At 69.5% G+C, this 26,156-nt stretch carries 30 protein-coding genes and 1 tRNA gene; 15 read left to right on the top strand and 16 right to left on the bottom strand.

The features are described from left to right. Window positions 1-9: 9 nt before the first annotated feature. The 3 genes from ACRY_RS17155 to ACRY_RS17145 all read right to left on the bottom strand — a co-directional run bounded on the left by ACRY_RS17155 (window position 10) and on the right by ACRY_RS17145 (window position 2,617). Complete coding sequence (locus ACRY_RS17155) at window positions 10-702, bottom strand: ABC transporter ATP-binding protein (RefSeq protein WP_007421719.1); 693 nt, start codon at window positions 700-702, stop codon at window positions 10-12. Next, entirely contained in the window at window positions 695-1,453 is a 759-nt protein-coding gene (locus ACRY_RS17150) for an ABC transporter ATP-binding protein (RefSeq protein WP_012040418.1), read from the bottom strand. The genes ACRY_RS17155 and ACRY_RS17150 overlap by 8 nt, the downstream gene beginning before the upstream one ends. A gap of 159 nt (window positions 1,454-1,612) precedes the next feature. Continuing rightward, complete coding sequence (locus tag ACRY_RS17145; protein WP_012040417.1) at window positions 1,613-2,617, bottom strand: NADP-dependent oxidoreductase; 1,005 nt, start codon at window positions 2,615-2,617, stop codon at window positions 1,613-1,615. A 115-nt stretch (window positions 2,618-2,732) separates the two neighbouring features. Between ACRY_RS17145 and ACRY_RS17140 the strand changes: the two genes are divergently transcribed. The 3 genes from ACRY_RS17140 (at window position 2,733) to ACRY_RS17130 (ending at window position 5,130) form a co-directional block, all read left to right on the top strand. After that, complete coding sequence (locus ACRY_RS17140; RefSeq protein WP_012040416.1) at window positions 2,733-3,158, top strand: ketosteroid isomerase-related protein; 426 nt, start codon at window positions 2,733-2,735, stop codon at window positions 3,156-3,158. Window positions 3,159-3,266: 108 nt separating this feature from the next. Continuing rightward, window positions 3,267-4,094: a UDP-2,3-diacylglucosamine diphosphatase gene (locus tag ACRY_RS17135; protein ID WP_007421715.1), complete on the top strand. Its 828-nt coding sequence runs from the start codon at window positions 3,267-3,269 to the stop codon at window positions 4,092-4,094. Next, window positions 4,078-5,130, top strand: coding sequence for a glycosyltransferase family 4 protein (locus tag ACRY_RS17130; protein WP_007421714.1), 1,053 nt, complete (start codon window positions 4,078-4,080; stop codon window positions 5,128-5,130). Before ACRY_RS17135 ends, ACRY_RS17130 begins: the two co-directional genes overlap by 17 nt. 4 nt (window positions 5,131-5,134) lie before the next feature. Here the strand turns inward: ACRY_RS17130 and rplT are convergent, their stop codons facing one another. Beyond that, a complete protein-coding gene (rplT, locus tag ACRY_RS17125; RefSeq protein WP_007421713.1) occupies window positions 5,135-5,491 on the bottom strand; it encodes a 50S ribosomal protein L20 in 357 nt (118 codons plus the stop codon). A 13-nt stretch (window positions 5,492-5,504) separates the two neighbouring features. Next, window positions 5,505-5,708 carry a 50S ribosomal protein L35 gene (gene rpmI / locus ACRY_RS17120; RefSeq protein WP_012040415.1) on the bottom strand — a complete coding sequence of 68 codons (204 nt, stop codon included), beginning with the start codon at window positions 5,706-5,708 and terminating at the stop codon, window positions 5,505-5,507. Window positions 5,709-5,972: 264 nt separating this feature from the next. Here rpmI and ACRY_RS20455 point away from each other — a divergent pair, with 264 nt between their 5' ends. Beyond that, a complete protein-coding gene (locus ACRY_RS20455; protein ID WP_012040414.1) occupies window positions 5,973-8,615 on the top strand; it encodes a glycosyltransferase family 2 protein in 2,643 nt (880 codons plus the stop codon). Between the two features lie 58 nt (window positions 8,616-8,673). Continuing rightward, window positions 8,674-9,411 (top strand): phosphonate metabolism transcriptional regulator PhnF, encoded by a 738-nt coding sequence (phnF, locus tag ACRY_RS17110; protein WP_012040413.1) that lies wholly within the window; start codon window positions 8,674-8,676, stop codon window positions 9,409-9,411. A 60-nt stretch (window positions 9,412-9,471) separates the two neighbouring features. Here phnF and phnN read toward each other — a convergent pair whose 3' ends face one another. The 9 genes from phnN to phnG are packed head-to-tail and all read right to left on the bottom strand — an operon-like array spanning window position 9,472 to window position 16,162. After that, complete coding sequence (gene phnN / locus ACRY_RS17105) at window positions 9,472-10,017, bottom strand: phosphonate metabolism protein/1,5-bisphosphokinase (PRPP-forming) PhnN (protein WP_012040412.1); 546 nt, start codon at window positions 10,015-10,017, stop codon at window positions 9,472-9,474. Then, on the bottom strand, window positions 10,017-10,682 hold the full coding sequence (locus ACRY_RS17100; protein ID WP_012040411.1) for a DUF1045 domain-containing protein: 666 nt from the start codon (window positions 10,680-10,682) through the stop codon (window positions 10,017-10,019). The genes phnN and ACRY_RS17100 overlap by 1 nt, the downstream gene beginning before the upstream one ends. Continuing rightward, window positions 10,675-11,796: an alpha-D-ribose 1-methylphosphonate 5-triphosphate diphosphatase gene (locus ACRY_RS17095; RefSeq protein WP_012040410.1), complete on the bottom strand. Its 1,122-nt coding sequence runs from the start codon at window positions 11,794-11,796 to the stop codon at window positions 10,675-10,677. Before ACRY_RS17095 ends, ACRY_RS17100 begins: the two co-directional genes overlap by 8 nt. Further along, window positions 11,793-12,488, bottom strand: a complete 696-nt coding sequence (gene phnL / locus ACRY_RS17090; RefSeq protein WP_012040409.1) for a phosphonate C-P lyase system protein PhnL — start codon at window positions 12,486-12,488, stop codon at window positions 11,793-11,795. Before phnL ends, ACRY_RS17095 begins: the two co-directional genes overlap by 4 nt. Next, window positions 12,485-13,249: a phosphonate C-P lyase system protein PhnK gene (phnK, locus tag ACRY_RS17085; protein WP_012040408.1), complete on the bottom strand. Its 765-nt coding sequence runs from the start codon at window positions 13,247-13,249 to the stop codon at window positions 12,485-12,487. The genes phnL and phnK overlap by 4 nt, the downstream gene beginning before the upstream one ends. Further along, window positions 13,246-14,079, bottom strand: a complete 834-nt coding sequence (locus ACRY_RS17080; protein ID WP_012040407.1) for an alpha-D-ribose 1-methylphosphonate 5-phosphate C-P-lyase PhnJ — start codon at window positions 14,077-14,079, stop codon at window positions 13,246-13,248. Before ACRY_RS17080 ends, phnK begins: the two co-directional genes overlap by 4 nt. Beyond that, complete coding sequence (locus tag ACRY_RS17075; protein WP_012040406.1) at window positions 14,066-15,148, bottom strand: carbon-phosphorus lyase complex subunit PhnI; 1,083 nt, start codon at window positions 15,146-15,148, stop codon at window positions 14,066-14,068. Before ACRY_RS17075 ends, ACRY_RS17080 begins: the two co-directional genes overlap by 14 nt. A gap of 1 nt (window position 15,149) precedes the next feature. Next, window positions 15,150-15,713: a phosphonate C-P lyase system protein PhnH gene (gene phnH / locus ACRY_RS17070; RefSeq protein ID WP_012040405.1), complete on the bottom strand. Its 564-nt coding sequence runs from the start codon at window positions 15,711-15,713 to the stop codon at window positions 15,150-15,152. Next, window positions 15,710-16,162: a phosphonate C-P lyase system protein PhnG gene (gene phnG / locus ACRY_RS17065; RefSeq protein ID WP_012040404.1), complete on the bottom strand. Its 453-nt coding sequence runs from the start codon at window positions 16,160-16,162 to the stop codon at window positions 15,710-15,712. The genes phnH and phnG overlap by 4 nt, the downstream gene beginning before the upstream one ends. Before the next feature lie 624 nt (window positions 16,163-16,786). Here phnG and ACRY_RS17060 point away from each other — a divergent pair. Together ACRY_RS17060 and ACRY_RS17055 are read left to right on the top strand one after the other, a co-directional pair. Then, window positions 16,787-16,862 (top strand) — tRNA-Asn (locus ACRY_RS17060). A 65-nt stretch (window positions 16,863-16,927) separates the two neighbouring features. After that, window positions 16,928-18,145, top strand: a complete 1,218-nt coding sequence (locus tag ACRY_RS17055) for a TCR/Tet family MFS transporter (RefSeq protein WP_012040403.1) — start codon at window positions 16,928-16,930, stop codon at window positions 18,143-18,145. On the opposite strand, the gene ACRY_RS17050 is transcribed toward ACRY_RS17055, so the two are convergent. Continuing rightward, on the bottom strand, window positions 18,103-19,191 hold the full coding sequence (locus tag ACRY_RS17050; RefSeq protein ID WP_012040402.1) for a glycosyltransferase: 1,089 nt from the start codon (window positions 19,189-19,191) through the stop codon (window positions 18,103-18,105). The two genes, ACRY_RS17055 and ACRY_RS17050, sit on opposite strands and share 43 nt — an antisense overlap. Beyond that, window positions 19,188-20,393, bottom strand: a complete 1,206-nt coding sequence (locus tag ACRY_RS17045) for a glycosyltransferase (protein WP_012040401.1) — start codon at window positions 20,391-20,393, stop codon at window positions 19,188-19,190. Before ACRY_RS17045 ends, ACRY_RS17050 begins: the two co-directional genes overlap by 4 nt. A 137-nt stretch (window positions 20,394-20,530) precedes the next feature. On the opposite strand from ACRY_RS17045, the gene ACRY_RS17040 reads away from it, so the two are divergent. From ACRY_RS17040 to ACRY_RS17005, 8 genes are read left to right on the top strand one after another with little or no spacing between them, the layout of a single operon-like run. Then, complete coding sequence (locus tag ACRY_RS17040; protein WP_035187039.1) at window positions 20,531-21,280, top strand: YebC/PmpR family DNA-binding transcriptional regulator; 750 nt, start codon at window positions 20,531-20,533, stop codon at window positions 21,278-21,280. Window positions 21,281-21,318: 38 nt separating this feature from the next. Next, window positions 21,319-21,822: a crossover junction endodeoxyribonuclease RuvC gene (ruvC, locus tag ACRY_RS17035; protein WP_012040400.1), complete on the top strand. Its 504-nt coding sequence runs from the start codon at window positions 21,319-21,321 to the stop codon at window positions 21,820-21,822. Further along, on the top strand, window positions 21,819-22,433 hold the full coding sequence (gene ruvA / locus ACRY_RS17030) for a Holliday junction branch migration protein RuvA (RefSeq protein ID WP_012040399.1): 615 nt from the start codon (window positions 21,819-21,821) through the stop codon (window positions 22,431-22,433). The genes ruvC and ruvA overlap by 4 nt, the downstream gene beginning before the upstream one ends. After that, window positions 22,430-23,473, top strand: a complete 1,044-nt coding sequence (ruvB, locus tag ACRY_RS17025; RefSeq protein WP_012040398.1) for a Holliday junction branch migration DNA helicase RuvB — start codon at window positions 22,430-22,432, stop codon at window positions 23,471-23,473. The genes ruvA and ruvB overlap by 4 nt, the downstream gene beginning before the upstream one ends. Beyond that, complete coding sequence (gene ybgC, locus ACRY_RS17020) at window positions 23,470-23,970, top strand: tol-pal system-associated acyl-CoA thioesterase (RefSeq protein ID WP_012040397.1); 501 nt, start codon at window positions 23,470-23,472, stop codon at window positions 23,968-23,970. The genes ruvB and ybgC overlap by 4 nt, the downstream gene beginning before the upstream one ends. Before the next feature lie 2 nt (window positions 23,971-23,972). Next, the gene (gene tolQ, locus ACRY_RS17015) at window positions 23,973-24,689 is read left to right on the top strand and encodes a protein TolQ (protein ID WP_007423683.1); all 717 of its coding nucleotides are present in this window, start codon (window positions 23,973-23,975) and stop codon (window positions 24,687-24,689) included. A gap of 2 nt (window positions 24,690-24,691) precedes the next feature. Continuing rightward, the gene (gene tolR, locus ACRY_RS17010; protein ID WP_007423682.1) at window positions 24,692-25,135 is read left to right on the top strand and encodes a protein TolR; all 444 of its coding nucleotides are present in this window, start codon (window positions 24,692-24,694) and stop codon (window positions 25,133-25,135) included. Window positions 25,136-25,188: 53 nt separating this feature from the next. Continuing rightward, window positions 25,189-26,151 carry a hypothetical protein gene (locus tag ACRY_RS17005; RefSeq protein WP_012040396.1) on the top strand — a complete coding sequence of 321 codons (963 nt, stop codon included), beginning with the start codon at window positions 25,189-25,191 and terminating at the stop codon, window positions 26,149-26,151. The last annotated feature ends 5 nt before the right edge of the window (window positions 26,152-26,156 follow it).

Genomic DNA, 26,156 nt, shown 5'->3' with positions numbered 1-26,156 from the left:
CGTTGGGGTTCAGATACCAAGTCGCCGGTTGAGCGACTCGGCGCGGGCCGCGAGTTCATGGGCCGGGATCATGTCGACGACCTGGCCATGCTCGACGAGGTAGTGCCGGTCAGCAAGTTTGGCGGCAAAACGGAAATTCTGTTCGACAAGCAGAACGGTGAAACCGCGGCGCTTGATCTCGGCGATCATGTGGCCGATCTGCTGCACGATGACCGGCGCGAGGCCTTCGGTGGGCTCGTCGAGCAGCAGCAGCTTCGCGCCGGTGCGCAGGATCCGGGCGATCGCCAGCATCTGCTGCTCGCCGCCGGAGAGTTTCGTTCCGGGGCTCTTCGCGCGTTCGCGGAGGTTGGGAAACAGCTCGTGAATATCGGCGACACTCATGCCGCCGGGGGCGACGACCGGCGGCAGCATCAGGTTTTCCTCGACCGACAGGCCCGCGAAGATGCCGCGATCCTCCGGGCAGAAGCCGATTCCGGCCCGGCCGATCGTGTCCGGACGGGCGGCGATCAGTTCCGCGCCGCGGAAGCGGATGCTGCCGGACCGCTTCGGCACCAGGCCCATGATCGCCTTCAGCGTCGTGGATTTTCCGGCGCCGTTGCGGCCGAGCAGGGTGACGCACTCGCCCTCGCGCACCTCGAATTTCATGCCGTGCAGGACATGGCTTTCGTCGTACCAGGCGTTGAGATCGGCAACTTCAAGCATCGGCATGCTCCGAGCCGAGATAGGCGGTGATCACCGCTTCATCGGCGGAAACGCTGGCATAGTCGCCCTCGGCCAGCACCCGTCCGCGCGCCAGCACGGTGATCCGGTCCGAGAGGCCGGAAACGACCGAGAGATTGTGCTCGACCATGAGGATGGTCCGGCCGCTGCGGATCTGGCGAATGAGGGCGACGATCCGCGCCACGTCGGATTCCGTCATCCCGGCGGTCGGCTCGTCGAGCAGCATCAGCTTCGGATCGAGCGCCAGCGTCGTCGCAATCTCGAGGGCACGCTTGCGGCCGTAGGAAAGCTCGGCCGCGGGGACATCGACACTGTCCGAAAGGCCGACATCGTAGAGGAGTTCGTGCGCGCGGTCGTTGAAGACCGAAAGCGCGCGTTCGCTGCGCCAGAAATCGAAATTGCCGCCGCGCGACCGGGCCAGGGCGACGCGGACGTTCTCCAGCGCGCTCATGTGCCCGAACACCGCCGAAATCTGGAAGCTGCGGACCATGCCGCGACGCGCGACGTCCGCCGGCTTGAGCTCGGTGATGTCGCGCCCCTCGAACACGATGCGTCCGGCACTTGGCTGCAGGAATTTGGTCAGCAGGTTGAAGCAGGTGGTTTTGCCGGCCCCGTTCGGACCGATCAGGGCATGAATACTGCCCCGTTCGATCGACAGATCGACGTCCTGCACGGCCATGAAACCACGGAATGCCTTGGACAGGCCACGAGCTTCGAGAATATTGTCAGCCATTGCACAGGCGATCGCCTGCCGCCGCAACGGCGGGGGCCGAGATCAAGATGAAAGACATTTTCCCCTCGTCGGCCCCAGCGGGGCCAGTCACTAAATTGTGACGGCCTCGTGGCATATCGGCGGCATCAGTGCAAGTCCCCAATACCGCCGATCGTCATTTCAGACCTTCAGGACGAGCTTTCCAAAATTTTCGCCGGTGAAAAGTTTCAGAAGCGTTTCGGGAAAATTGTCGAGTCCGTCCACGATGTCTTCGCGGCTCTTCAGCTTGCCCTCTTTCAGCCAGCCGGCCATCGCCCGCATGCCTTCGGGATAGCGGTCGGCCCAGTCGAACACGATCATGCCCTGCATCCGCGCGCGATTGACGAGCAGCGAGAGATAGTTCGCCGGCCCGCGCACCGGCGTCGTGCTGTTGTATTGCGAGATCGCGCCGCAGATGACGATCCTCGCGCGCAGGTTGATGCGGGCCAGGCAATCGTCGAGGATCTGGCCGCCGACATTGTCGAAATAGACGTCGATGCCGTTCGGGCAGGTTTCGCGCAGACGGTCGGGCACGCTTTCGGTCTTGTAGTCGATCGCCGCATCGAACCCGAGTTCGTCGACGATGTAGCGGCATTTGTCTTCGCGGCCGGCGATGCCGACCACGCGGCAGCCCTGGATCTTCGCGATCTGCCCGACCAGCGCGCCGACGGCGCCGGCGGCGGCGGAGACCACCACCGTCTCGCCTTGCTTCGGCTCGCCGACGGCGAGAAGGCCGAAATAGGCGGTCATGCCCGGCATGCCGAGGGTGGAAATGAACAGCGGCTTCGGCGCCAGGGACGGATCGACCTTCAGGCAGTCCTTCGCGGCGAGGGTCGCGACGCTCTGCACGCCGAGCGGGCCGGTCACCACATCGCCGGCGGCGAAGCCCTCGGCGCGGCTTTCGATCACCGTGCCGATCGCGCCGGCGCGCATCACCTCGCCAAGCCCGACCGGCTTGATGTAGGACTTGCCCTCGTTCATCCAGCCGCGCATCGCGGGGTCGAGCGAGATGTATTCGACGCCGACCATGACTTCGCCGGCTTCCGGCGGGCGCGCCGGCTCGACGAGGAATTCGAAATCATCCCGCTTCGGCAGGCCGACGGGGCGGCGGATCAGACGGAACTGGCGGCTTTCGGGCTGGCTCATGTTTCGCTCCAATAAGTTTACGTATAGGGTAATCTCTGGCCGAGGGGCCGGCAAGGGGATGCGGCCTTGAAGCCCGCCGCAAAGTCTGGAATGTATCCGCTCCTTTCAGGAATGGATGACCATGCACAGCACGCCAGCCGAAGCGACCCGGGCCCTCATCGAAGCCTATTACGCCGCGTTCAATGAGGGGCGGCCGCAGGGTATGCTCGACCTGCTGAGCGAGGATGTCGCGCACGACATCAACCAGGGCCAGCGGGAGGCCGGCCGTGCCGCCTTCGCCGCCTTTCTCGATCACATGAATGTCTCGTATCGCGAGCGCCTGACCGACATCGTCGTCTTCGCCAGCGCCGACGGGCGGCGCGCCGCGGCGGAATTCGTGGTGCATGGCGAATATCTGAAGACCGATGCCGGGCTGCCCGAGGCGCGCGGCCAGCGCTACGTGCTGCCCGCGGGCGCCTTCTTCGATGTGCGCGACGGCAAGATCGCGCGCGTCACCAATTATTACAATTTGCAGGACTGGACGGCCCAGGTCGGCGGTTGATTTCGCCCGCCTTTATCGGCGCAGTGCGTCATGTCGTTGTAAAGATCGAGGCCCTGTCACCGGACTTTCATTAGGCGCGACGCGCCGGCACGCCGTAGTGAGCGCGCCATGACAGTCCCCGGCGCGATCATCCGCTATCGCAGCGTGTTCATCTCGGACATCCATCTCGGCACGCGCGGCAGCCGGGCGGATTTCCTCGCCGATTTCCTGCGGCGGACCAGCGCCGAGCACATCTACCTCGTCGGCGACATCATCGACGGCTGGCGGCTGCGCCGCGGCTGGTACTGGGACCGCCACCATGACGACGTGATCAACCTGCTGCTCCGCCATGCGCGGGCCGGCGCGAAGATCACGTATGTGCCGGGCAATCACGACGAACTCGTGCGGCGCTATCTTCATCTCGGGCTCGAAATCGCCGGCGTGCGGTTCGCCGAGGAGGCGGAGCACGTCACCGCCGCCGGCGAGCGGCTGCTGGTGATCCACGGCGACCAGTTCGACTCGGTCGTGCGCTATGCGAAGCTGCTCGCGGTTCTCGGCGACTGGGCCTATACCGGGGCGCTGGTTCTCAACCGCTGGTTCAACATCGCCCGCGCGCGGTTCGGCTACCCGTACTGGTCGCTCTCCGCCTATCTCAAGCGCCAGGTGAAGGAGGCGGTGAAGGCGATCGACCGGTTCGAGGTCGCGCTGGCCGCCGAGGCCTCGGCGCGCGGCTTCGACGGCGTGGTCTGCGGCCATATCCATCATCCGGAAATGCGCGTGGTCAACGGCGTGCGCTACATCAACGACGGCGACTGGGTGGAAAGCTGCACGGCGCTCGTCGAGCATCACGACGGAAGGCTCGAACTGCTCGACTGGGCCGCGCTCAACCGGCTCTCCTTCCTCGCTCCCCGCGGCGAGACCGCCCAGCCCGGCGCAATGGATGCGGCACCTGCCTGATCCCGCCGGAATCATGATCGTCACCGACGCCTGGCACGCCCAGGTGAACGGTGTCGTGCGGACACTCTCGATGCTGGCGGATCAGCTTGCGCGGCTCGGCCAGCGGGTGCTCGTCGTCGGGCCGGACCGGTTCCTCACGCTGCCCTGCCCGTTCTATCCCGAAATCCGCCTCGCGGTCGCGCCGGGCCGGCGGCTCGGCCGGATTGTCGACAATTTTGCCCCGGACGCGCTGCACATCGCCACCGAAGGGCCGCTCGGCGTCGCCGCCGCGCGCCTGGCCCGCCGCCGGGGCTGGCAGTTCACCACCGCCTATCATACCCGCTTTCCCGACTATCTCGCGGCGCGGACCGCCCTGCCCCGGCGGCTCTCGTATGCATGGCTCCGCCGCTTCCATCTGCACGGCGCCGGCACGATGGTGGCGACCGTTTCGCTCGCCGACGAACTCCGCGCGCGGGGGTTTTCGAACACGCTGCTCTGGTCGCGCGGCGTGGATGCCGACCTCTTCAACCCCGGCCGGGCGATCGACCTGCCCTATGAACGGCCGATCTTTCTCTCGGTCGGGCGGCTCGCGGTGGAGAAGAACCTGCCCGCCTTTCTCGATCTCGACCTGCCGGGCACGAAGCTCATCGTCGGCGATGGCCCGGCCCGGCCGGCGCTCGAACGGCGCCATGCGGGACCGCGGACGGTGTTTCTGGGCACGCGGCACGGCCCGGACCTGGCGAGCCTGTTCGCCAGCGCGGATGTTTTCGTGTTTCCGAGCCGGACGGACACGTTCGGCCTCGTCGTGCTCGAGGCGCTGGCGAGCGGCACTCCCGTCGCGGCGTTTCCGGTGGCGGGGCCGGCCGACATCATCGGGGGCGCGACGCCGCCGGTCGGTGTTCTCGATGAGGATCTGGGATCGGCGGCGCTGGCCGCCCTGAAGCTTGACCGCGCCGACTGCCGGCGCTTTGCCGAACGCCACAGCTGGGCGTCCTGTGCCGCGCTGTTCATGCGGCACCTGGTGCCGATCCGCGGGCGCGGACCGGCACCGGATTAGCCGATCAGCCGCGCACGGCCTTCGCGGCCTCGACGATCGCGGTGAAACCGGCCGGATCGTCGAACGCCATGGCGGCGAGCACCTTGCGGTCCAGCTCGATATTCGCGGCCTTGAGGGCGGCAATGAACTGGCTGTAGGTCATGCCCTGCTCGCGCACGGCCGCGTTGATGCGCTGGATCCAGAGGGCGCGGAACTCGCGCTTCTTGTTCCGGCGGTCGCGATAGGCGTAGCGGAGCGCCTTTTCGAGACGCTCGAGCGCAATCCGGTAATTGGTCGACGAACGGCCGACAAACCCCTTGGACTGCTTGAGAACCTTCTTGTGACGGGCGTGGGTCGTCACACCCCGTTTGACGCGTGCCATTGTCTATCGCTCCTCAATCCAGACCGTAGGGAGCCCACTGCTTGACGGTCTTGCCGTCCTGCTCGGGCAGCGCCATCGTGCCGCGATTGGTGCGCTTCATCTTCTGGGAGCGGTTGATCAGGCCGTGGCGCTTGTTGCCGTGGCCGGCCATCACCTTGCCGGTCGCGGTGATCTTGAACCGCTTCTTGACCGACGACTTGGTCTTCATCTTCGGCATTTCATACTCCTTCTCGTCCATACCCGACGCCTGCCGGGCGCGCGGCGTGCGGCCGGGCATGCCAAAATGGCCCGGGCTCGCGACCTGATCGCGCTGGAAGGGGGCGGTATAGGCAATCGTGCCGGGCTTGGCAACTCGCCGGCCGCACCCCCGGCCGATCGCTTGCCGCCGGACTGTCCGGCGGTTAGAAAACATGCATTGTCGAATCCGCATTTGAGGCCGCGCCGTGCCGCGGCGCACGACATTTCAGACAAGGAGATTTCCATGGCCAGATTGCCGGCCAGCGGAGCGGGACGCGCGAAGTCCAAACCCTCCGCGCCGCGCGCGGCGCCCGCGCCGACCATGCCCGCGTCGACCATTCTCGGGTTTCTCGACAGGATCGAGGATGCGACGCTGGCCGGATGGGCGGTGGATACGGCCGATATCGACCGGCCGCTGGCGCTGCGCGTGCTGATCGACGGGCAGGTCGCCGATGTGATCCAGTGCGATCTCGACCGGCCGGACCTGCGGCGGCTGAGCCTGCCGAACACGAAGGTCGGCTTCCAGTTCGCCATCCCGGCCATGCATCAGGACGGGCTTCGCCACGTCCTCACCCTGGCCACCGTGGATGGCCGCCCGGTCGGCCTGCCGGGCCGGGGCGGCTTCGTGCTGCCGGAGCTGCATTTCTGCCTCGCGCGGCAGGTGCGCGTGGACGGCGTGCTGGACGGGCTGGTGGACGGGCTGATCCAGGGCTGGGTGCTGCAGGTCGACGAGCGGACGGGGCAGAAAGCGGGCGGCGCCCGCGTCGTGGTGTCGACGAACGGCCAGCCGGTCGCCGAGCTGATGGCCGACCAGTTCCGGGCGGACGTGGCGGAGGCGCTCGGCGCCGACCCGGCCTGCGGCTTCTCGTGGTCGCCGCCGCCGGAGCTTCGGCGCAGCGGCGGAACGCTCAGCTTCGACTTCCACGTGATGCCCGGCCGCGTCGCCCTGCGCGGCAGCCCGGTCGAGCTGCGCATGCCCGGCTCGGCCGAGCGCGAGCGCATCGAAGGGCTGATCGAACAGGCGGACGACCTGTTCCGCTACGCCTACCGGCTGCGGCGCGAGCTCAAGGCGGTGCTGCCGGCCGAGGGCCATTCGCTGGCGAGCTACCGGAGCTGGGCCGCGCGCAGCCAACCCCTCGCCGAGGCCCGGATCGCCGCCCGCTACGGCGCGCGCGCCGACGCGCCGCTGGTTTCGGTGATCTGCCCGGTCTACCGGCCCGATCACGGCGCGTTCGTGACCGCGGTGGATTCCGTGCGCGCGCAGACCTACCGGAACTGGGAACTCATCCTGGTGGACGATGGCAGCGGCGATGCGCGCCTCACCGCGCTGATGAAGCGCCTCGCCGACGCCGATCCGCGCATCCGCGTGCAGATCCGCAAGGCCAATGCCGGGATCGCCGCCGCGACCAACCGCGCGATCGAGGCGGCGACGGGCGATTTCATCGCCTTCTTCGATCATGACGACGTGCTGGAACCCTGCGCGCTCGACGCGATGATGCGGGCGCAGGCCGCGACCGGGGCGCGGCTGCTCTATTCCGACGAGGACAAGATCGACCGGCGCGGCGCGTTTTCCGAGCCCAATTTCAAGCCGGACTTCAATTACCGGCTGCTGCTCGACCTGAACTATATCTGCCATCTCGCCGTCGCCGAGGCGGCGCTGGTCCGCGCCGCCGGCGGGCTCGACCCGCAGCTGGACGGCGCGCAGGACCACGACCTGCTGCTGCGCCTGGTCGAGCGGCTCGGCGCGCACGAGATCCACCACGTGCCGGAAATCCTGTATCACTGGCGGATCACCGCGCAGTCGACCGCCGGCTCCGGGGCGGCCAAGCCGAAGGCGGCGCTGGCCGGCGCCGCCGCCGTCGCCGCGCATCTGAAGCGGCGGGGCCTGGCGGCGCGGACCGAACGGCGGGGCGGGCTGACCTGCTATCGCACCAGCTTCCGCATGAGCGAGGACCCGGGCGTTTCGATCCTGATCCCATATCGCGACCATATCGGGATGACGCGCGCGTGCGTCGAGGCGATCCGGGACGTGACGCGGGGGACGCGCTACGAGATTCTTCTCCTCGACAACTGGTCGCAGGACGAGGAGGCGGAGGGCTTCGCCGTCGAGCAGGGCAACCTGCCGGACACGAGGGTGATCCGCATCGCCGAGCCGTTCAATTACTCGCGCATCAACAATCGCGGGGTGGAGGCGGCGCGGCATCCGTTCCTGCTGTTCATGAACAACGACGTGTTCGTGAGCGACCCGGAATGGCTGCGCACGATGCTGAACGAGGCGCTGGCCGATCCGGGCGTGGGCGCGGTCGGCGCGAAACTGCTCTATCCGAACGAGACCGTGCAGCATGCCGGCGTGGTTCTGGGTGTCGGCGGGATCGCCGATCACAGTTTCCGCGGACTGCCGGCCGACAAGCCGGGCTACATCGCCAATGCCATCGCCTGCCGCGAGGTTTCTGCGGTGACCGCCGCGTGCATGCTGGTCCGCCGCGAGGCGTTCGCGGCGGCTGGCGGCTTCGACGAGGACGGGCTGAGCGTGGCGTTCAACGACGTCGATCTCTGCATGAAGATCAGGCAGGCGGGATACCGCATCATCTTCAGCGCCGACACGGTCTGCGAACATCGCGAGAGCCTGAGCCGGGGCGACGATTTCGACGAGAGCAAGCTGGCGCGGTTCATGCTGGAAAACGAGACGATGCGCGAAAGATGGGACGAAGCGCTGAAACGCGACCCGTTCTACAATCCGCATTTCAGCCGCGAGGGCGGCGTGTATCGCGACCTGCGGGTGATCGACCCGGCGGACGTCCGGCGTGTTTCGCCGCCCGCGCCCGCCCGGTTCCCGGCCGCGCCGGCGGCGGCGGCACCGAAGCCCCGGCGGCGGCAAGCGGGCTGATGCCGCCTGAGGCCGGCCATCTCTGGATTCGGGCCGCCGTTTCCGGCATCTGCTAGGCATGGATTTCGAACGCAAACGGGGTGAGGCGCTCTGGAGCCAGATCGCCAACGCGCTGGCCCGCGACATTCGCGAGGGGGTCTACCCGCACGACACGAGGTTGCCGACCGAGGCGCGGCTCGCCCAGGGCTACGGCGTCAACCGCCACACCGTTCGCCGCGCGCTGGAGGAACTGGCCAAGGCGCGCATCATCCGCACCGAGCATGGACGGGGGTCGTTCGTGGCGGAGGAGGTGCTGGATTACCGGATCGGCCAGCGGCCGCGATTCTCGGAATGGGTGCGCGGCCACAACCGCACGCCGCTCGGCGATATCCTGATGCTGGAGGAAACCGCCCTCGACACCCTGCCCGAAGCCACCGCCGCCGCCGAGGCGCTGCGGCTGGCGCCGGCGCAACCGGTGATCCTGCTGGAGCGCATCGGCTCGGCGGATTCGACGCCGATCTCGCTGTCGCGGCACATTTTCCCCGCGCGGGCACTGCCGGGACTGCTGGAGGCGCTGCGGCACAGCGGGTCGATCACCGCGGCGCTGGCCGCGCTCGGGATCGCCGACTACACGCGCAAATGGACGCGCGTCTGCGCCCGCCAGCCGGATGCGCGCGAGGCGCGGCTGCTGCGCATGGCCCGCAGCGACGCCCTGCTGGCCACGGAATCCCTGAACATCGCGGAGGGCGGGGCGCCGATCGAATTCGGCCTGTCGATCTATCCGGCGCCGCGCGTGCAACTGGTGTTCGAGCCGTAGAGTATCGTTATCCGATCCAACAGGATCGGAAAGTGCTCTAGCGGCGGGGCGCCCGCCGCATCACGGCAGGCAGGGCAGGTCGCGGCAGCGGAGCAGGATGCCGAGAAACGCCGCCCCCGCCGCTTCCGGCGTGGTTTCGTTGGCGACGACGGCATCGGCCTCGACCGGGGCCGCGGCGCGGGCCAGCCGCGCGCCGATTTCGGCCGCGGTTTCGCGCCGCCGGACCGCGAGCCGCGCGGCGAGGATGGCGGGCGCCGCCGTCACCGCGACGACGAAACAGGGAAAGCGGCGCCGCGCATCGGCCACGATCGCGCGGGAGACGTTGACCACGACGATCCGCCCGGCGTCGAGATCGCCGACGATGCTTGCCGGAATGCCGTAGCTCAGGCCATGCGCCGACCAGGAGAGGGCGAAGGCGCGGCGCTGGAACTCATCGTCGGAGACCGGTTCGTGATCCTCCGCCGGATCGGGCGGCCGGGTGATGACGCGCCGGGGGAACACGATGTCCGGCGCATGCCCGAGGCGGCGCCTGGCCTCGCGCAGCACCGTGTCCTTGCCCGCGCCGGACGGGCCGACGACCAGCACGAGGCGGCCCGATCGCGGCATCAGGCGCCGAAGCGCAGGCGGCGGGCCAGACGGAACGGCGCCCCCGCGCCCTCTTCCACGAAGACGGCGATCCCGGTGACGCGCCGCGCCGCGGCCAGGGTCTCGCCGAAATGCGCGGCGGCGGCGGGGACGAGCGGATTGTCGGCGATCCGGTCGGTCAGCGTCATGTGGAAGCGGAACGCATCGAACACCAGCGGATAGCCCCACCGCTCGATATACGCGCGCTCGGCGGCGGGGCGGCCTTCGGCGCGCCGCGCCCGCGCCGCCGCGTCCTCCGGCACGCGGTGGTGATCGAGTTCGGCGACGCAGGCATCGGCGAGGTCGCGCATCGGCGGGCACGCCCCGGCGAGGCACAGGGCGAGGAAGCCGTGCAGGTTGGCGATGTCGAGGGGCGGCAGGTCGAAGGGCCGCATCCGCGCGGCCAGCGCCGCCGCATCGGCGATGAAGGCGTCGAGCCCGTGCCGCAGCGCCATCGGCGGCTTCAGCGTCGCGTGGAAGCCGTAGCGCCGTGGCGACTCCGTCATGCCCTCGAGTCCGGCGACCGGCGGCTGGGGCAGGCGCTCTCCGCTCAGCGGATCGCGGCCGAGCCAGGCGCAGCCCCGCGACCAGAGCGGATCATCCGGTTCGGGAACGTAGTAGACGGCGGCGCGGTGGGGTTCAGGCAATGCGCACGCCCTCCCGCCAGACGGACCGGACCACCGGCAGACCCTCGTAGACCCGCACCTGCACGAGATCGGCCCGCAGTCCGACGGCGAGCCGGCCGCGATCGTCGAGCCCGGCGATGTCCGCCGCCCCCGCGGTGACCAGCCCGATCGCGGCGGGCAGCGGCAGGATCTCGCGCGCGGCGAGGCAGAACACCGCTTCCAGCATGGACGCCGGCACGTAGTCCGAGGCCAGCGCATCGAGCAGGCCCTCGCGGACCAGGTCGAGCACCGCGACATTGCCGGAATGCGACCCGCCGCGCACGATGTTCGGCGCGCCGGCGATGCTGCGCATGCCGCGCGCGCGGGCGGCCCGCGCGGCGGCGAGCGAGACGGGAAATTCGGCGATCCCGATCCCTTCCTCCGCGTTGCGCGCCACATCGGCCTCGGTGTGATCGTCGTGGGAGGCGAGCGGAATGCCCCGCTGCCGCGCCTCGGCGATCACGAAGGCGCGGTTCGGGCCGTGATAGGCGTGATGATTGTCCTGCAACTCGGCGATGATGGTGTCGAGCTCGCCCTCGGCGACGCCCTCGTCGCGCCGCATCTGCCGGTAACGCTCGACATCCGCATACTGCCCGCTCAAACCGGGGCTGTGATCCATCAGCGAGATCAGCCGCACGCGATCGTCGTCGATGGCGCGGGCCAGCATGCCGGGCATTTCGGGCGCGGGGAGTTCGCAGCGCAGATGCAGGAAGTGCTCGCTCTTCAGGGCGCCGAGCGGCAACAGGGCGCGCAGGTCGACAAAGGCGTCCTCGAAGGTCTGATTGCGGGCCTTGCCGAAGCCGATATCGCCGAGGCAGAGGGCGTCGAACACCGTCGTGATGCCGGCCGCAGCGCATTGCGCGTCATGCGTCAGCAGGGCGGACCGCGACGGCCAGCGCGCGTTGTTGCGCGGCTGGGTCTGCCGTTCCAGATTGTCGGTGTGCAGGTCGATGATGCCCGGAATCAGGTAATCGCCCTCGAGGTCGACATCCGCGCCGGAGCCGCCGAATGCCGCGATCCGGCCCTGCGCGACGGACAGGCTGCCGTCGCGGATTTGGTCGGGCAGCACGAGCCTTGCATTGGTGAACGTCGTCATGCGCTTTCCTTCAGGGGTTCGAGCGACAGCGTTTCGTCCGCCACGGCGTCGCGGACGTGCCGGTCGTGGAATATCCCGAGCAGGGCCGCGCCGCGAGCCTTCGCCTCGCGCATCAGCCCGATCACGATGTCCCGGTTGGCGGCATCGAGCGAGGCGGTCGGCTCGTCGAGGAGGAGGATCGGCCACTCGCAGGCGAAGGCGCGGGCGAGGTTCACGCGCTGCTGCTCGCCGCCCGAGAAGGTCACCGGCGGCAGGGCATGCAGGGGGGTTGGAATGCCGAGCCGGTCCAGCATCGCCCCCGCCCGCGCGGCGGCGGCCTCCGCGGCGGCGCCACGGTCGAGCAGGGGCGCGGCCACGACGTCGCGCGCGGCGAGGCGCGGCATGGCGCGCAGGAACTGGGAGACATAGCCCAGCGTCTCGCGCCGGATCTCGATCACCCGCTCCGGCGGCGCATCGGCCATGTCGATCATGGCGCCGCGATGGCGGACGCGGATCGATCCGGCACTAACCCGGTAGTTTCCGTAGAGCGCGCGCAACAGGGTCGATTTTCCGGCACCCGAAGGGCCGGTCAGCGCGACGCACCGGCCGGCGCGCAGCGTCAGCCCGGCGCCGCGCAGCACCGGCAGCCGGGTTCCGTTCTGCAGGTGCAGCACGAAGGTTTTCTCAAGCCCGGCGGCGTCGAGCACGATCATGCGGGCAGCACCGAGGAGACGAGGAGCTGGGTGTATTCATGGTGCGGATCGTCCAGCACCTGATCGGTCAATCCGGTCTCGACGATGCGGCCGTGGCGCATCACCACGAGCCGGTCGGCGAGGAGGCGCGCCACGCCGATATCGTGCGTGACGAGGAGGACCGCGAGGCCGAGCCGGCGCACGAGGCCGCGCACCAGGTCGAGAATCCGCGCCTGGACGGACACGTCGAGCCCGCCGGTCGGCTCGTCCATGAAGACGAGTTCCGGCTCGGTCACCAGGGTCGCGGCGATCTGCAGGCGCTGGAGCATGCCGCCGGAGAAGGTGCGGGGCAGATCGTCGAGCCGCGCCGGATCGATCTCGACGGTTTCGAGCCAGCGCGCGGCGGTGGCGCGGATATCGCCGTAGTGCCGGGCGCCGGAGACCATCAGCCGCTCGCCGATATTGCCGCCCGCCGTGACCGAAAGCCGGAGCGCCTGCCGCGGGTCCTGCTGGACGAAGCCCCAGCGGGTGCGCTGCAGGTGCCGCAGCCGCGCCTCGCCGCGCCCGGCGATCGGCGACAGGCCCTCGCCCTCGTCATACAGCACGGTTCCCGAATCGGGCGCGATGCGGCCGCTCAGGACGTTCAGGAGGGTGGACTTGCCGGACCCGCTCTCGCCGACGATCGCCACGATCTCACGCCGGCGCAGCGACAGCGAAACATCGTCCAGCGCGGCGACCGGGCCGAACCGCTTGCGGAGGTCCCGCGCCTGCAGCAGCGTCATGGCGCCGTCTCCCGCCGCGACTCGCAGCAATCGGTATCCGAGCAGACGAACATCTTGCCGCCGCGATCGTCCGAGACGATCTCGTCGAGATAGGTCTCCCGCGCGCCGCACAGCGCGCAGGCGGCATCCGCGCGGCGGGGGTCGAAGGGATGATCCTCGAAATCCAGCGAGCGCACGGCCGTGAACGGCGGCACCGCGTAGATGCGCTTCTCGCGCCCCGCGCCGAAGAGCTGCATGGCCGGGTTCATATGCAGCTTCGGGTTGTCGAAGGCCGGAATCGGCGATGGCGACATCAGATAGCGCTCGTTCACCATGACCGGATAATCGTAGGACAGCGCGACGCGGCCATGGCGCGTGATCTCTTCGTAGAGCCTGACATGCATGGCCCCGTAATCCGCCAGCGCGTGCATCTGCGCGGCCGCGGCGCGGCTCGGTTCGAGCCGGTAGAGCGGCTCGGGTATCGGCACCTGGTAGACGATGATCTGTCCTTCCCGCAGCGGCGTCTCGGGAATCCGGTGCCTTGTCTGGATCACCGTCGCCTCGGCCGTGCGGGTCGTGGTGCGGATGCCGGCGGTGCGGGCGAAGAACCGCCGGATCGACACCGCGTTCGTCGTGTCGTCCGCCCCCTGGTCGATCACCTTGAGAACGTCGTCCGGGCCGAGGAGCGACGCCGTCAGCTGGATGCCGCCGGTGCCCCAGCCATAGGGCAGCGGCATCTCGCGGCTCGCGAAGGGAACCTGATGGCCCGGTATCGCCACGGCCTTGAGGATCGCGCGGCGGATCATGCGCTTCGTGTGCTCGTCGAGATAGGCGAAATTATAGCCCTGCATCGCCGGCCCCCGCTGCGGCCCGCATGGCGCGGATCGTTTCCAGCTCGCTCTGGAAATCCACGTGATGCGGCAATTTGAGATGTTCGACGAAGCCGGTCGCTTCGATGTTGTCACAGTGGGATACGACGAATTCGACGTCCTGCGCCGGCGATGCGGCATCCTCGCCCAGTTCGTCCGCGCGCATCGCCCGGTCGACCAGCGCCATCGCGATCGCCTTGCGGTCGGCATGGCCGAAGCAGAGCCCGTAGCCGCGCGTGAATTGCGGCGGCGCCGCCCGGCTGCCGATGAACTGGTTCACCATCTGGCACTCGGTGAGCGTGATGTCGCCGATCTCGATCGCGAAGCCGAGTTCCGGCGGCACGATGCTGACCGGCACCTCGCCGACCCGGAGTTCGCCGACGAAGGGGTGATTGTTGCCGTAGCCGCGCTGCGTCGAATAGCCGAGCGCGAGCAGGAAGCCCTCGTCGCCCCGGGCGAGGGCCTGAAGGCGCACCCCGCGCGGGGCCGGGAAGGCGACGGGTTCCATGGTCAGGTCGCCGGCAGGCCGTTCGCCGGAGCCATCCGGCTCGATCAGCGATTCCGCGCCCAGAAGATCGGTCACGCGCGGCACCGGCGCGGGCGGCGGGACAGGCTCCGCACGCGGCTCCGCGGGCGGCGGGTCAGGCGCATCCGGCGACAGATCGAGCAGGCGATGGGTGTAGTCCGTCGTCGGCCCCAGGCGCTGGCCGCCCGGCAGGTCCTTGAAAACGGCGGAGATCCGGCGCTTCAGCAGCATTGCCGCGGTGTCGACCGGCTCCGAATCGACCAGGCGCGGCAGCGTCGTGCGATAGGCGCGCAGCAGGAACGCCGCCTCGATCAGGTCGCCCTGCGCCTGGCGGATCGCCCGCGCGGCCAGTTCGCGGTCGTACAGGGCGCCCTCCGCCATCACGCGGTCGACCGCGCGGCCGAGCTGGTTGGCGATCTGGTCGAGCGCCAGAGGCGGCACCGACGGATCGCCGCGGCGCTCATCGGCCGTCCAGCGATGCGCCGCATCGATGGCCGCCTCGCCGCCCTTGACCGCCACATACATGTCAGGCCTCCTCGATGGACAGGCTGCGCGGCAGGGCAATCACGCGGTGGCCGGCGCAGAGCAGGACGTCGATGCCGCAAGGCGCGCGGCGCATCTGCGCCCGCCATTCGGCCACGAAGGCGCCATCCACCGGCAGCGGCACCGTCACCGGCGCCGCCAGGCCCGGCCCGGCCAGCCGGCAGCGGCGGCCGGCATCGAGGGCCGGAACATCGAGGATCAGGGTTGCGCCGTCTTCCGGAACCTCCTCGCTGCCCTGTCGCAGAGACGCGAGGGCCGGCCGCGCGGCGGCGACGCAGAATGCGGCATCCGCCGGCGCGGCGAGCGGCGCGCCGGTGTGGAACGCCAGCCAGTCCCGCGCGGGGGCTTGTGCCGGAAGGGCGACGCCCGTCGCGGGATCGGCGAGGGTCAGAAGAACGGCGGCGGCGGCCGGCGAAAGCCCGGCGGGCGGTTCAACCACGTGGGGCAGCGCAACGATCCGGCCCGGGGCGCCAAACGCGGTGAGCAGGGCGCGAAAACAGGCCTGTGCCGCCAGAGGCGATGCGAAACCGGGCTCAAGGCGGGTCATGGCAGATCGCCCCGCATCGTCGAGAGGGTGAAGAAGCGCACTTCCGTCGCCGCGGCGCGGGCCTCGGCCGCCGCCCGGCGCGCAGTCTGCGCCGCCGCCAGCGGCACGACGACCGCTTCATGGTAGAGCGGATGAAGCGCCTCGTCCTGCAATACCGCGTCCAGCCTGGCGATCAGTTCGACGAGATCGCGGTCACGCCCCGCCGCGTAGCCGTGGCCGATGCGGCCCGCCTCGTCGCGGATGCTGCAACGGGCGATCGTCATCTCTCCGAGATTGAATGGGGGGCCGCCGCCGCCGATCCGCCCGCGCACCATCGACATACCGATTTCCGGGCCGCGCAGCCTCACGAAGCCGGCCAAAGGCGGCACGGCGGCGAGGCAGGCCGCCAGTTCAGCACATGTCGCCCGGGCGAGGACGCCAAGCCATGCGGCGCGGGACATATCAGGCATCTCTCATAAATAGATATCTATACAAGTTGTTGGCCCAGAGCCTAGCTCCGTCCGCCCCGGTTTGTCCATCCGCCTTGTGTGACGTCCTCGCGAAACCTGCGGCCCGATACCGCCCGGACCTGCGCGCCAGCCGGCATGACCGGACGCTCCGGCATCCGGCCCTTTGCAGAGCGCATGCTGTTGAGTATACACTTTGTCCGTTGGCCCTCTGTCGGAATGGTAGACGAACGCGACTCATCGTAAATTGGGTGCCCGGGTGGAAATGCCCGGCGTAGAACCGCTCAAAGTCGGGGAAGGCTTCACTGCTAATCCCGAGCCAAGCCCGGAAACGGGAAGGTGTAGAGACTGGACGGGCGGCACCTAAACCTCCGGCGAAAGCCGGGGTATGGTGAAGGGACAGTCCAGACCACGAACCCGCATGGGGCGGCGAAAGCCGAAGTGGTACGAAAATCGCGCGCCCTTGCGGGCATCCCGGTTCGAGTCCGGGGAGGGCCACCACCTTTTTTCTCCGTCTCTTCTTCATCGCCACCTCTCGCCGGCGGCCGGCCCGTCGATCGGGCAGGGCCGATATGAACAGACCCTGTTGCCATTCTCCACGGGCTTGGCTATGAGGCGCTTCACGGTTCCCGGATAGCTCAGCTGGTAGAGCAAGCGGCTGTTAACCGCTCGGTCGTAGGTTCGAGTCCTACTCCGGGAGCCAGACTTCCCCTTCCGGTTCGAATCAGTCTACCCGCCCTCTGCTGAACGGGATGGATCGATCTCACCATGGGGTTCATTTTCGCGGTTCTCGTCATCGATTCGATCGGTTTCGGCCTCATCGCGCCGATTCTGCCCGATCTCGTCGAGAAGCTGTCCGCAACACCCGCCTCGCACGCGGCCCTCTGGGTCGGCGTGCTGAGCATGACCTTCGCGGCGACGCAGTTCTTCGCCGCCCCGGTGCTCGGCCAGCTGAGCGACCGGTTCGGCCGCCGCCGCCTCATTCTCGTTTCCCTCGCCGGGAGTGCGGCGAACTATCTGCTCCTCGCCTTCGCGCCCAACCTGCTCTGGCTGTTCGTCGGCCGGCTGATCGCCGGTGCGACGGCCGGCAACGTCTCGGCCGCCAGCGCGTATATCGCCGACATCACCCCGCCGGAACGGCGCGCCCAGCGCTTCGGCCTGATCGGCGCCGCGTTCGGGCTCGGCTTCACCACCGGGCCGGTGATCGGCGGGTTTCTCGGCGCGATCGATCTGCGGTTGCCCTTTCTGGTCTCGGCCGGGCTGGTCGCGGTGAACGTGGTCTACGGTATTTTCGTCCTGCCCGAATCGCTGCCGCCGGAGCGGCGGCGGCCGTTTCGCCTGCGGGAAGCGACACCGCTCGGCGCCATGCGGCTGCTCACCACCGTGCCGCGCCTCTGGCGCCTCGCCGCGGCGTGGAGCGTGCGATGGTTCGGCCTCGGGGCGATCCAGGCGGTTTTCGTACTCTATGCCTCGTTGCGCTTCGGCTGGGGGCCGCGCGAGAACGGCATCTTCTTCGCATGCACCGGCATCGCGTCGACGCTCGTGCAGTTCGGTCTGGTCCGCCGGGCCGTGACACTGCTTGGCGAACGCGGCGCCGCCTTTGTCGGCTTCGCCTGCAACGCGGCCGCCTACATGATCTTCGGCGTTGCGCCGACGGCTTCGTGGCTGTTCGCCGGGGTGGGGCTGATGGCGCTGGGCTCGATCGCCAATCCGGCGATCCGCAGCATGCTCTCGCGCGCAGCACCGGCGGACCAGCAGGGGCGGATGAACGGCGCGCTCTCCTCGATCGAGGGGCTGACCGCGATCGTCGCGCCGCTGACCGGGGCTGTCGTGTTCGAGGCGTTCAGCGGCGTCCTGCCGTGGCGGTTTCCGGGCGCGCCGTTCGTGATGGTGGCGGTGATGCTGGCCGGCGCCGCAATGCTGGTCTGGTCGGTGAAGCCGGTTCAGGCCGCGCCCGAAATCGCGCCCAGCCCGGCGCGCAACTGAGCCGCCATCGCCGTCCATGCCGCCATCGGATCGGCGGCGGGCGTCAGCCCCGGCGTGAAGCGCCGGTCGCGCCAGCGCCGAAGGGCATCGGCCAGCGCGCCGGCATCCGGCGGACAGAGGATCGCCTGCGGCGCGTCGCGCAGTTGCTCGGCAAGGCCGCCGACATCGGTGGCGATCACCTGGCGGCCCAGGGCGAGCGCCGCCGCCGCCACGCCGGACTGGCTCGCCTGCCGGTAGGGCAGCACCAGCGCATCCGAATCGCCGATCAGTTGCGCCAGTTCGGCCTCGGGAATCCAGCGCCGGTCGACCACGACATGCGGCATCGCGCCGAGGTGACCGAGTTCGGCGGAATCCGGGCCATCGCCCGCCACCTTGAGCATGAACCCGGGATCGGGGCCGAGATCCGCCATCGCCTGGCACAGCAGGTCGAGCCCCTTGTAGGGCAGCAGCCGGCCGAACATCAGCAGCCGCGGCCGGCCGCCATGGGCGAAGGGCGCGGCCGGCATCGCGCCGTCGCCCACCGGCATCGGCGGATGCGTGAGGGTGAGAACCCGCTGGCCGGGGCGGACCGCGCCGGCATTGTGCAACTCGTCGGTCACCGCCTGGCTGAGCGTGGCCAGCAGCCCCGCGCCGCGCAGCAGCCGCGCCTGATCCACCAGCCGGAAGCTCAGGCTTTCGCCGGGGTGCGAGACCGCGTCGTGCACGATGATCCCGTAAGGCACGCGCAGATTGGCGACCATCAGCCGGTCGAGCACCGCGGGCATGGCGCAGAGCGCCACATCCGGTGCGAGACGGTCGAGTTCCGCCCGAACGCTGCGCCCGGCGAGGGGCAGGGTGAGTAGCCGCGCCAGCGCGCCGGCGGCGCTCGAATAGGTCGGGTAGCGCCAGGCGCAGTCCGGCGCATCCGCCGCACCGAGGATTTCCGCCTCGGCCGAGAGCGACAGCACCGATTCGGTCGCCGGCAGGCGGCCGAGTGCCGCATGGAGCAGGGCGGCGAAGCGCGGCCCGGCGCCGCGCCGTCCCCATTGCCAGGTGAGAATCCTCATCGGATGCCGGAGGCGGCGAGCGCGTCGCGCACTGGCGCGTCTCCCAGCGCGCGCATCGCGGTCTCGCGCCCGCGCGCGGCGAGTGCGGCCCGCGCGGAGGGATCGTCGGCCAGTTGCCGGAGCAGCGCCGCCGCATGCCCGGTGTCCGGCTCCGCCCAGCGGCTACCCTCCAGCCGATAGGTGCCGCGCGGATCGTGCACCGGCACCAGATCGTATTTCACAAGGCCAGCGCTGTCCGCGTCCATGAAGCTCATGTTGCCGGACCAGCCGGTCGTCACCACCGGGCGGCCGAGCAGCATCGCGGTGGCCGGGATGAGGCCGAACCCCTCGGCGCGATGCAGCGACATCACGATGTCGCTCGCCGCGATGAGGCCGCGCAGGGCGGGCTCGGGAATGGTCTCGTCGATCACCCGGATGTTCGGCGCATCCGCGACCATCGCTCGGATCTCCGCGAGGTCCTCGGGATACAGCGAGGTGCCGGACAGTTTGAGCACGAGGATCCGGTCGGGGCGGTCGCCGAAGGCGGCGCGGAAGGCGCGGATGGCCCCTTCGGGGTTCTTGCGCACGCGGCTGGACGCGAGATTGAACACGACGAGCACCACCAGGGCGCCGTCGGGCAGGCCGAAATCGGCGCGCCCGCCCTCGATGCGCGGCGGCGGCAGGGCGGCGAGCGGATAGGGCACGACGCGCACGCGCCCCGGCGCCAGGGGCTCGAACGCCTCGGCGCAGAAGGCGGACGGCGCCCAGATCTCGTGGACGAATTTGGCTCCCACGTGCCAGGCGGCCGGCACCGCCGGCAGTTCCCACACGAAGAGACCGATGACCCGGCGGCCCCGCATCAGCGCGCGCGGCCAGCGGGCGAGGCCGACGGGCAGGATCGGCGCGTTCACCACCGCGAGCATCGCGGCCTCGGCGGGCGGCAGCGCGCCCGGCGCGGGGGTGACGCTGGGCAGGCCGAGCTGGAGCGTGCCGCGCCCCACGCCGATCTGGCGGAACACCGTGTCCATGATCCGGCTGGTCTCGGCGAGACCGTTCGCCCCGTCGATATCGCCGGCCACCACGATGCCCTCGCTCGCCGCCGGCGGCACGCGATCCGGCCGGCCGGCGATGAGGCCCGCCACCCGCGTCATCGCGCGGCGGCGCGTCTCGGCGGGCAGCAGCCGCCATGCGCGATGCGCCAGCCCCAGCGACGCACTCTCCATCCATCCCCCGATCATGACCGCAAAAACGGGTCGCCGAAGGGGCATATCAAATTCGGGCCGGACATGGTATCGCCGGCCGCGACCAAACTTCCGGGACGCGCGCGGGCGCGCACCGGCGATGAATCATGGATTTTCTGATGGCCGGACATTCGCAATTCAAGAACATCATGCACCGCAAGGGCGCGCAGGATGCGCGGCGCGCCAGGCAGTTCGCCAAGCTGATCCGCGAGATCACCGTCTCGGCCAAGACCGGCCTGCCCGACCCGGCAGCGAACCCGCGGCTGCGCGCGGCCTGCGCCGCCGCCCGCCAGGCGAACATGCCGCGCGACACGATCGAGCGGGCGATCAAGAAGGCGGCGGGCGGCGCCGGCGGTGACGATTACGTGGAGGTGCGCTACGAGGGTTACGGCCCGTCCGGGATCGCGATCATCGTCGAGGCGCTGACCGACAACCGCAACCGCACGGCCTCCGACGTGCGGGCGGCCTTCTCGAAACATGGCGGCGCGCTGGGCGAGACCAATTCCGTCGCCTTCATGTTCGACCGGATCGGCCTGATCCGCTATCCGACCGCGGCCGCCAGCGCGGACGACATGCTCGAAGCCGCGATCGAGGCCGGGGCGGACGACGTGCAGAGCACCGACGAGGGCCACGAGATCATCTGCGCGGTGGAAAACTTCTTCGCCGTGCGCGACGCGATGGAGCAGAAATTCGGCGAGCCCGAAGCCGCGAAGCTCGACTGGCGGCCGACCACCACCACGCCGCTCGACGAGGAGGCCGCCCGCAGCGTGATGAAGCTGATCGACGCGCTCGAGGAGAGCGACGACGTGCAGAGCGTCTACGCCAATTTCGAGATTCCCGACGACGTGATGCAGGCACTGTCCGCCTGACCGGACGGGGGGCGCGGAATCCTTTATAGTCCGTGAGCATGCCGATTCGCGCGCGCATCATCGGGATCGATCCCGGCCTTCGCTTCACCGGCTTCGGCATCATCGAGGCCGATGGCAACCGGCTGCGGCATGTCGCCGACGGGGTGATCGCGACCGACGGCGCGGCGGCGGTGGCGGAGCGGCTGCATACGCTCGACGCCGCCCTCGCCCGGCTGCTCGCGACCTATGCGCCCGACCATGCGGCGGTCGAGGAAACCTATGTCAACCGCAACGCGACCGCGACGCTCAAGCTCGGCTATGCCCGCGGCGTCGCCCTGCTCGCCCCGGCGCGGGCGGGAATCGCGGTCGCCGAATACGGCGCCAAGACGGTGAAGCGCGCCGTGGTCGGCACCGGGGCCGCGGAAAAGGACCAGGTCGCCCTCATGGTGCGCCGCCTGCTGCCGGGGGCGGCGATCACCCGCGCCGATGCGGCGGATGCACTCGCCGTCGCCATCTGCCATGCGCATCATCTCGCCACCGCCAGCCGGGTGCCGGCGGCATGATCGGGCGGCTCTGCGGCACGGCCGAGCAGATCGAGGACGGGCGCTGCCTGATCGATGTGAGCGGCGTCGGCTACGTGGTGTTCTGCTCCGCGCGCAGCCTGGCCGCCTTGCCGGCGCCGCCGGCGCGCGCGACGCTGCTCGTCGAAACCCAGGTCCGCGAGGATGCGATCACCCTGTTCGGCTTCATCGATGCCGCCGAGCGCGACTGGTTCCGCCTGCTCACCACCATTCAGGGCGTGGGCGCGAAAGTGGCGCTCAACCTGCTTTCGGCGCTGCCGCCGGACCAGCTCGCCAGCGCCATCGCCGCGAGCGACCGGGGGGCGATCACCCGTGCGCCCGGCGTCGGCCCAAAGCTTGCCGCAAGGCTGATTTCCGAGCTGCGCGAGCGGATTGCCGCAATGCCGACCGGCTCGGCCTTCATCCCGACCGGAACGGCCCCGCCCGTCGCTCCGCCGCAGGGGAAGCTGGCCGACGCGCTTTCGGCCCTGGTCAATCTCGGCTACCGCCGTGCCGAAGCAGAGGCGGCCCTTTCCGCGGTGCAGGCGGAGGCCGGCGAGGACGCGGCGCTGGATGAGCTGATCCGCGGCGGGCTGCGGCGGCTCGCCCGATGAGCGGCGCGGAAGACCGGGCGCTGCTCTCCGGCGCGCGCGATGCCGAGGACGGGCCGGAAGCCGCCCTGCGGCCGCAAACTCTCGCGGAATTCACGGGGCAGAAAGCAAGCCGAGAAAATCTTGCGATATTCATCGCCGCGGCGCGCGGCCGGGGCGAATCGCTCGACCATGTGCTGCTGCACGGCCCGCCGGGGCTGGGCAAGACCACGCTGGCGCAGATCATCGCGCGCGAGATGGGGGTTGGTTTCCGGGCGACCTCGGGGCCGATCATCCAGAAATCGGGCGATCTGGCGGCCATCCTGACCAACCTGCAACCGAGGGACGTTCTGTTCATCGACGAGATTCATCGCCTGCAGCCCTCGATCGAGGAGGTTCTCTATCCCGCGATGGAGGATTTCGTGCTCGACCTGATCATCGGCGAGGGGCCCGGGGCGCGATCGGTGCGGATCGACCTGCCGCGGTTCACGCTGATCGGCGCGACCACGCGTTCCGGCCTGCTCGCCAATCCGTTGCGCGACCGGTTCGGCATTCCGCTCCGGCTCGTCTTCTACACGCCGGAGGAACTGACCCTGATCGTCACCCGCGCCGCCACGCTGCTGGAGATGGACATCACGGCGGATGGCGCGGCGGAAATCGCCCGCCGCTCGCGCGGGACACCGCGGATCGCCGGCCGGCTGACGCGGCGGGTGCGTGACTTCGCCGCCGTCGCGGGCACGGCGAGGGTCGACCGCGCGGCGGCCGACGCGGCGCTGACGCGGCTCGACGTCGATCAGCGCGGGCTCGATGCGATGGACCGGCGCTATCTCCGCCGCATCGCCGAGCACCACAATGGCGGGCCGGTCGGTATCGAGACCCTGGCCGCGGCACTGTCCGAACCGCGCGACACGCTCGAAGACGTGATCGAGCCCTTTCTCATCCAGGAGGGGTTCGTGATCCGCACCCCGCGCGGTCGAATGCTCGGGCGCGAGGCCTGGGCGCATCTCGGCCTGCTGCCGCCCACCGCTGCTCCCGGCCAGTCGGATCTGCCGTTCGACCCATGAACGACGTCTCGAACATGCTGGAAAATGCGCTTCGCGGCGGCGAGCACCGGCTCGACGTGCGGATCTATTTCGAGGATACCGATGCGGGCGGCATCGTCTATCACGCCAATTATCTGCGTTACGCCGAGCGGGCGCGGTCGGAAGCCCTGCGTTCGCTGGGGGTGCCACACGCGGAAATGGTAGATGTCCACGACCGGATGTTCGTAGTGCACCGCGCGGAAATCGACTATGAGCGGCCCGCGCGACTCGATGATCTGATCACCGTCGTGACCCGTGTGCGGCAGGTTGCCGCCGCGCGTGTCGCGCTGGACCAGACGATCCGGCGCGACGCCATTACGCTGGTGCGAATCAGGCTGCAGCTCGCCTGCGTCGATCGGGCGAGCGGGAGAGCGGCGCGCCTGCCGGCGGAGATGCGCGCCGCCCTCGTGCGGATGCACGATGACGCTGTCGCGGGCGGCAAAACAGAAGACGGCCTGGCGGCCGTGGAAGGGGACTGAACGTGGATCAGGCTGTGAATACTGCCGGGCTCGCGGCGCCTGGCACCAACCTCTCGCTGCTGGGCATGTTCCTGCATGCGGGTTTCGTGGTGCAGGTCGTCATCGTGCTGCTGCTTGCGGCCAGCGTCTGGGTGTGGGCGATCATCATCGAGAAGTCGCTCAGCATCCGCCGCGTCAACCGCGAGGCCAACGCGTTCGAGGACAAGTTCTGGTCCGGCCGCAGCCTGGATGAGCTTTACGACCAGGAAGGCGCGGAACCGGGCCATCCGATGGCGGCCGTTTTCGGCGCCGCCATGGGCGAATGGCGCCGTTCCAGCCGGATCGCGGGCGCCGACGTGGTGCGCTCCAGCGTCGCCGAACGGATCGACCGGGCGATGGGCGTCACGACGATGCGGGAAATGGAACGCCTTGAACGCTACATGGTGTTTCTGGCCTCGATCGGCGCGGTGGCCCCGTTCGTCGGCCTGTTCGGCACGGTCTGGGGCATCATGCACTCGTTCTCGGCGATCGCGGCGATGCACAACACCAATCTCGCCGTTGTCGCGCCCGGCATCGCCGAAGCGCTGTTCGCCACCGCGATCGGCCTCGTCGCGGCCATTCCGGCCGTGCTTGCCTACAACAAGCTGTCGACCGATCTTGCCCGCCTGGCCGCGCGCCTCGAGGCCTTCGGCGCCGAGTTCAGCGCGATCCTCTCCCGCCAGGCCGAGGAGCGCACCTGACCATGGCCGGCGGTCTGCTCGATCGGAAATCCGGCGGAAGGCGCGGTCGTTACCGGCCCATGGCGGAAATCAACGTCACCCCCCTCGTCGACGTGATGCTCGTCTTGCTGATCATCTTCATGATCACGGCGCCGCTCATCACCTCCGGCGTCACCGTCAATTTGCCGCACGCCAACGCGAAGCCGGTCAATACCGACGCGACGCCGATCACCATCTCGGTGAAGGCTGATGGCTCGGTGTATCTGCAGAACTCGTCGGTCCAGCTCGACAATCTGGTTTCGACGCTGCAACAGATCGCCAAGCACAACACCGACCGCCGCATCTTCGTGCGTGGAGACACGGCAGTGCCCTACGGCACGATGCTGAAGGTGATGGCCACGATCACCAATGGCGGGTTCACCAAGGTCGCGCTGCTCGCCCAGCAGCCGACGGCCACGAAACGCTGAGCCAGCCGGAACGGGATCACCGGCAGGCGGATGGATTGAGACGGGATCGACCCATGGAACCTGAGCTTCGGCGCGGTGCGATCGTCTCGGGAATCGCTCATCTGGCGATCATTCTCCTGCTCGTCGCCGTCCTGCCGACGGAGAAGCTGAACGCCCCGCCTTCCGAGGCAGTCGATGTCACGCTGGTTGGCAACGCGGCGCCGCAGCAGGCGCTCCACAAGGGCAAGGTGGCGGCGCCGGCGGACACGAAGGTGGTCCACAAGGCCCATCTTGCCGTCCAGAAACCCAAGCCTCAGCCGAAGGTCGCGCCGCCGCCCCCGCCCCCGCCGCCGCCGCCCGCGCCCCACGCGGCGCCGAAGCTGCCGCAGCCGCCAGTGCCCCCGCCCCCGCCCCCGCCGCCAACCCCGGCACCGACACCGATTCCCACTCCGCCGCCGCCGCCGCCGCATCCGCCGCAGAAGCAGACGCCGCCGAAGCCGGCGAAGAAACTGCCGCTGCCCCCCAAGAAGACGCCGCCGGCGCCCGCGGAAAAGAGCCCGACCAGCCAGAAGCACGAGGTGAAGACCCCCGTGCCGATGAGCCAGTCCGTGCTCAACACGCTGGCGAAGCTGCGCGCGCTGCAGAAGCAGAAGAAGCCGCCGACCGCGCGCTACAATCCCGAGCGCGGCGGCGCGCCGAATGGCGGCGGGACGAAGATGAGCACGGCGAATTCCGGCCTTTCCGCCTCGCAGCGGGATGCGATCGGCAACGAGGTCCGCCCGTGCTGGGGCATCGACGCCGGCGCGCCGGGCGTGCAGAAATTCAGCGTCCTGCTACAGGTCGTGACCGATGCGGGCGGCGTCGTGCGGGAAGCCCGGGTGGCGCCCGCCGACCAGGGCAAGATGAGCGATCCGCTCTTCGCCGCCTTCGCCAACCGCGCCGTCGATGCGGTTAAGAACTATCAATGTGCCAAGCTGCCGTTGCCGTCCTATATGCTCGGCTCGGTGCACACCTTCATCTTCAGGTTCACTCCATAGCGTTC

The sequence above is a fragment of the Acidiphilium cryptum JF-5 genome (genome assembly GCF_000016725.1).
GTDB lineage: Bacteria > Pseudomonadota > Alphaproteobacteria > Acetobacterales > Acetobacteraceae > Acidiphilium > Acidiphilium multivorum.
The sequence above is the reverse complement of the archived record's forward strand: the minus strand, read 5'-3'. Positions and strand labels throughout refer to the sequence as shown.

Excerpts from the sequence above, each read along its gene's own strand:
- phnH (WP_012040405.1), bottom strand. The coding sequence starts at position 15,713 with ATGACCCGCCTTGAGCCCGGTTTCGCATCGCCTCTGGCGGCACAGGCC.
- ACRY_RS17045 (WP_012040401.1), bottom strand. The coding sequence starts at position 20,393 with ATGGAGAGTGCGTCGCTGGGGCTGGCGCATCGCGCATGGCGGCTGCTG.
- ACRY_RS17080 (WP_012040407.1), bottom strand. The coding sequence starts at position 14,079 with ATGCAGGGCTATAATTTCGCCTATCTCGACGAGCACACGAAGCGCATG.
- phnF (WP_012040413.1), top strand. The coding sequence starts at position 8,674 with ATGGATTTCGAACGCAAACGGGGTGAGGCGCTCTGGAGCCAGATCGCC.
- phnG (WP_012040404.1), bottom strand. The coding sequence starts at position 16,162 with ATGCCTGATATGTCCCGCGCCGCATGGCTTGGCGTCCTCGCCCGGGCG.
- ACRY_RS17050 (WP_012040402.1), bottom strand. The coding sequence starts at position 19,191 with ATGAGGATTCTCACCTGGCAATGGGGACGGCGCGGCGCCGGGCCGCGC.
- tolR (WP_007423682.1), top strand. The coding sequence starts at position 24,692 with ATGGCCGGCGGTCTGCTCGATCGGAAATCCGGCGGAAGGCGCGGTCGT.
- ACRY_RS17040 (WP_035187039.1), top strand. The coding sequence starts at position 20,531 with ATGGCCGGACATTCGCAATTCAAGAACATCATGCACCGCAAGGGCGCG.
- rplT (WP_007421713.1), bottom strand. The coding sequence starts at position 5,491 with ATGGCACGCGTCAAACGGGGTGTGACGACCCACGCCCGTCACAAGAAG.
- phnL (WP_012040409.1), bottom strand. The coding sequence starts at position 12,488 with ATGATCGTGCTCGACGCCGCCGGGCTTGAGAAAACCTTCGTGCTGCAC.
- ybgC (WP_012040397.1), top strand. The coding sequence starts at position 23,470 with ATGAACGACGTCTCGAACATGCTGGAAAATGCGCTTCGCGGCGGCGAG.
- rpmI (WP_012040415.1), bottom strand. The coding sequence starts at position 5,708 with ATGCCGAAGATGAAGACCAAGTCGTCGGTCAAGAAGCGGTTCAAGATC.
- ACRY_RS17075 (WP_012040406.1), bottom strand. The coding sequence starts at position 15,148 with ATGTATGTGGCGGTCAAGGGCGGCGAGGCGGCCATCGATGCGGCGCAT.
- ACRY_RS17150 (WP_012040418.1), bottom strand. The coding sequence starts at position 1,453 with ATGGCTGACAATATTCTCGAAGCTCGTGGCCTGTCCAAGGCATTCCGT.
- ACRY_RS17145 (WP_012040417.1), bottom strand. The coding sequence starts at position 2,617 with ATGAGCCAGCCCGAAAGCCGCCAGTTCCGTCTGATCCGCCGCCCCGTC.
- ruvB (WP_012040398.1), top strand. The coding sequence starts at position 22,430 with ATGAGCGGCGCGGAAGACCGGGCGCTGCTCTCCGGCGCGCGCGATGCC.
- ACRY_RS17005 (WP_012040396.1), top strand. The coding sequence starts at position 25,189 with ATGGAACCTGAGCTTCGGCGCGGTGCGATCGTCTCGGGAATCGCTCAT.
- ruvA (WP_012040399.1), top strand. The coding sequence starts at position 21,819 with ATGATCGGGCGGCTCTGCGGCACGGCCGAGCAGATCGAGGACGGGCGC.
- ACRY_RS17140 (WP_012040416.1), top strand. The coding sequence starts at position 2,733 with ATGACCATGCACAGCACGCCAGCCGAAGCGACCCGGGCCCTCATCGAA.
- ruvC (WP_012040400.1), top strand. The coding sequence starts at position 21,319 with ATGCCGATTCGCGCGCGCATCATCGGGATCGATCCCGGCCTTCGCTTC.
- ACRY_RS17055 (WP_012040403.1), top strand. The coding sequence starts at position 16,928 with ATGGGGTTCATTTTCGCGGTTCTCGTCATCGATTCGATCGGTTTCGGC.
- ACRY_RS17095 (WP_012040410.1), bottom strand. The coding sequence starts at position 11,796 with ATGACGACGTTCACCAATGCAAGGCTCGTGCTGCCCGACCAAATCCGC.
- ACRY_RS17155 (WP_007421719.1), bottom strand. The coding sequence starts at position 702 with ATGCTTGAAGTTGCCGATCTCAACGCCTGGTACGACGAAAGCCATGTC.
- ACRY_RS20455 (WP_012040414.1), top strand. The coding sequence starts at position 5,973 with ATGGCCAGATTGCCGGCCAGCGGAGCGGGACGCGCGAAGTCCAAACCC.
- ACRY_RS17135 (WP_007421715.1), top strand. The coding sequence starts at position 3,267 with ATGACAGTCCCCGGCGCGATCATCCGCTATCGCAGCGTGTTCATCTCG.
- phnN (WP_012040412.1), bottom strand. The coding sequence starts at position 10,017 with ATGCCGCGATCGGGCCGCCTCGTGCTGGTCGTCGGCCCGTCCGGCGCG.
- phnK (WP_012040408.1), bottom strand. The coding sequence starts at position 13,249 with ATGACGCTGCTGCAGGCGCGGGACCTCCGCAAGCGGTTCGGCCCGGTC.
- ACRY_RS17130 (WP_007421714.1), top strand. The coding sequence starts at position 4,078 with ATGCGGCACCTGCCTGATCCCGCCGGAATCATGATCGTCACCGACGCC.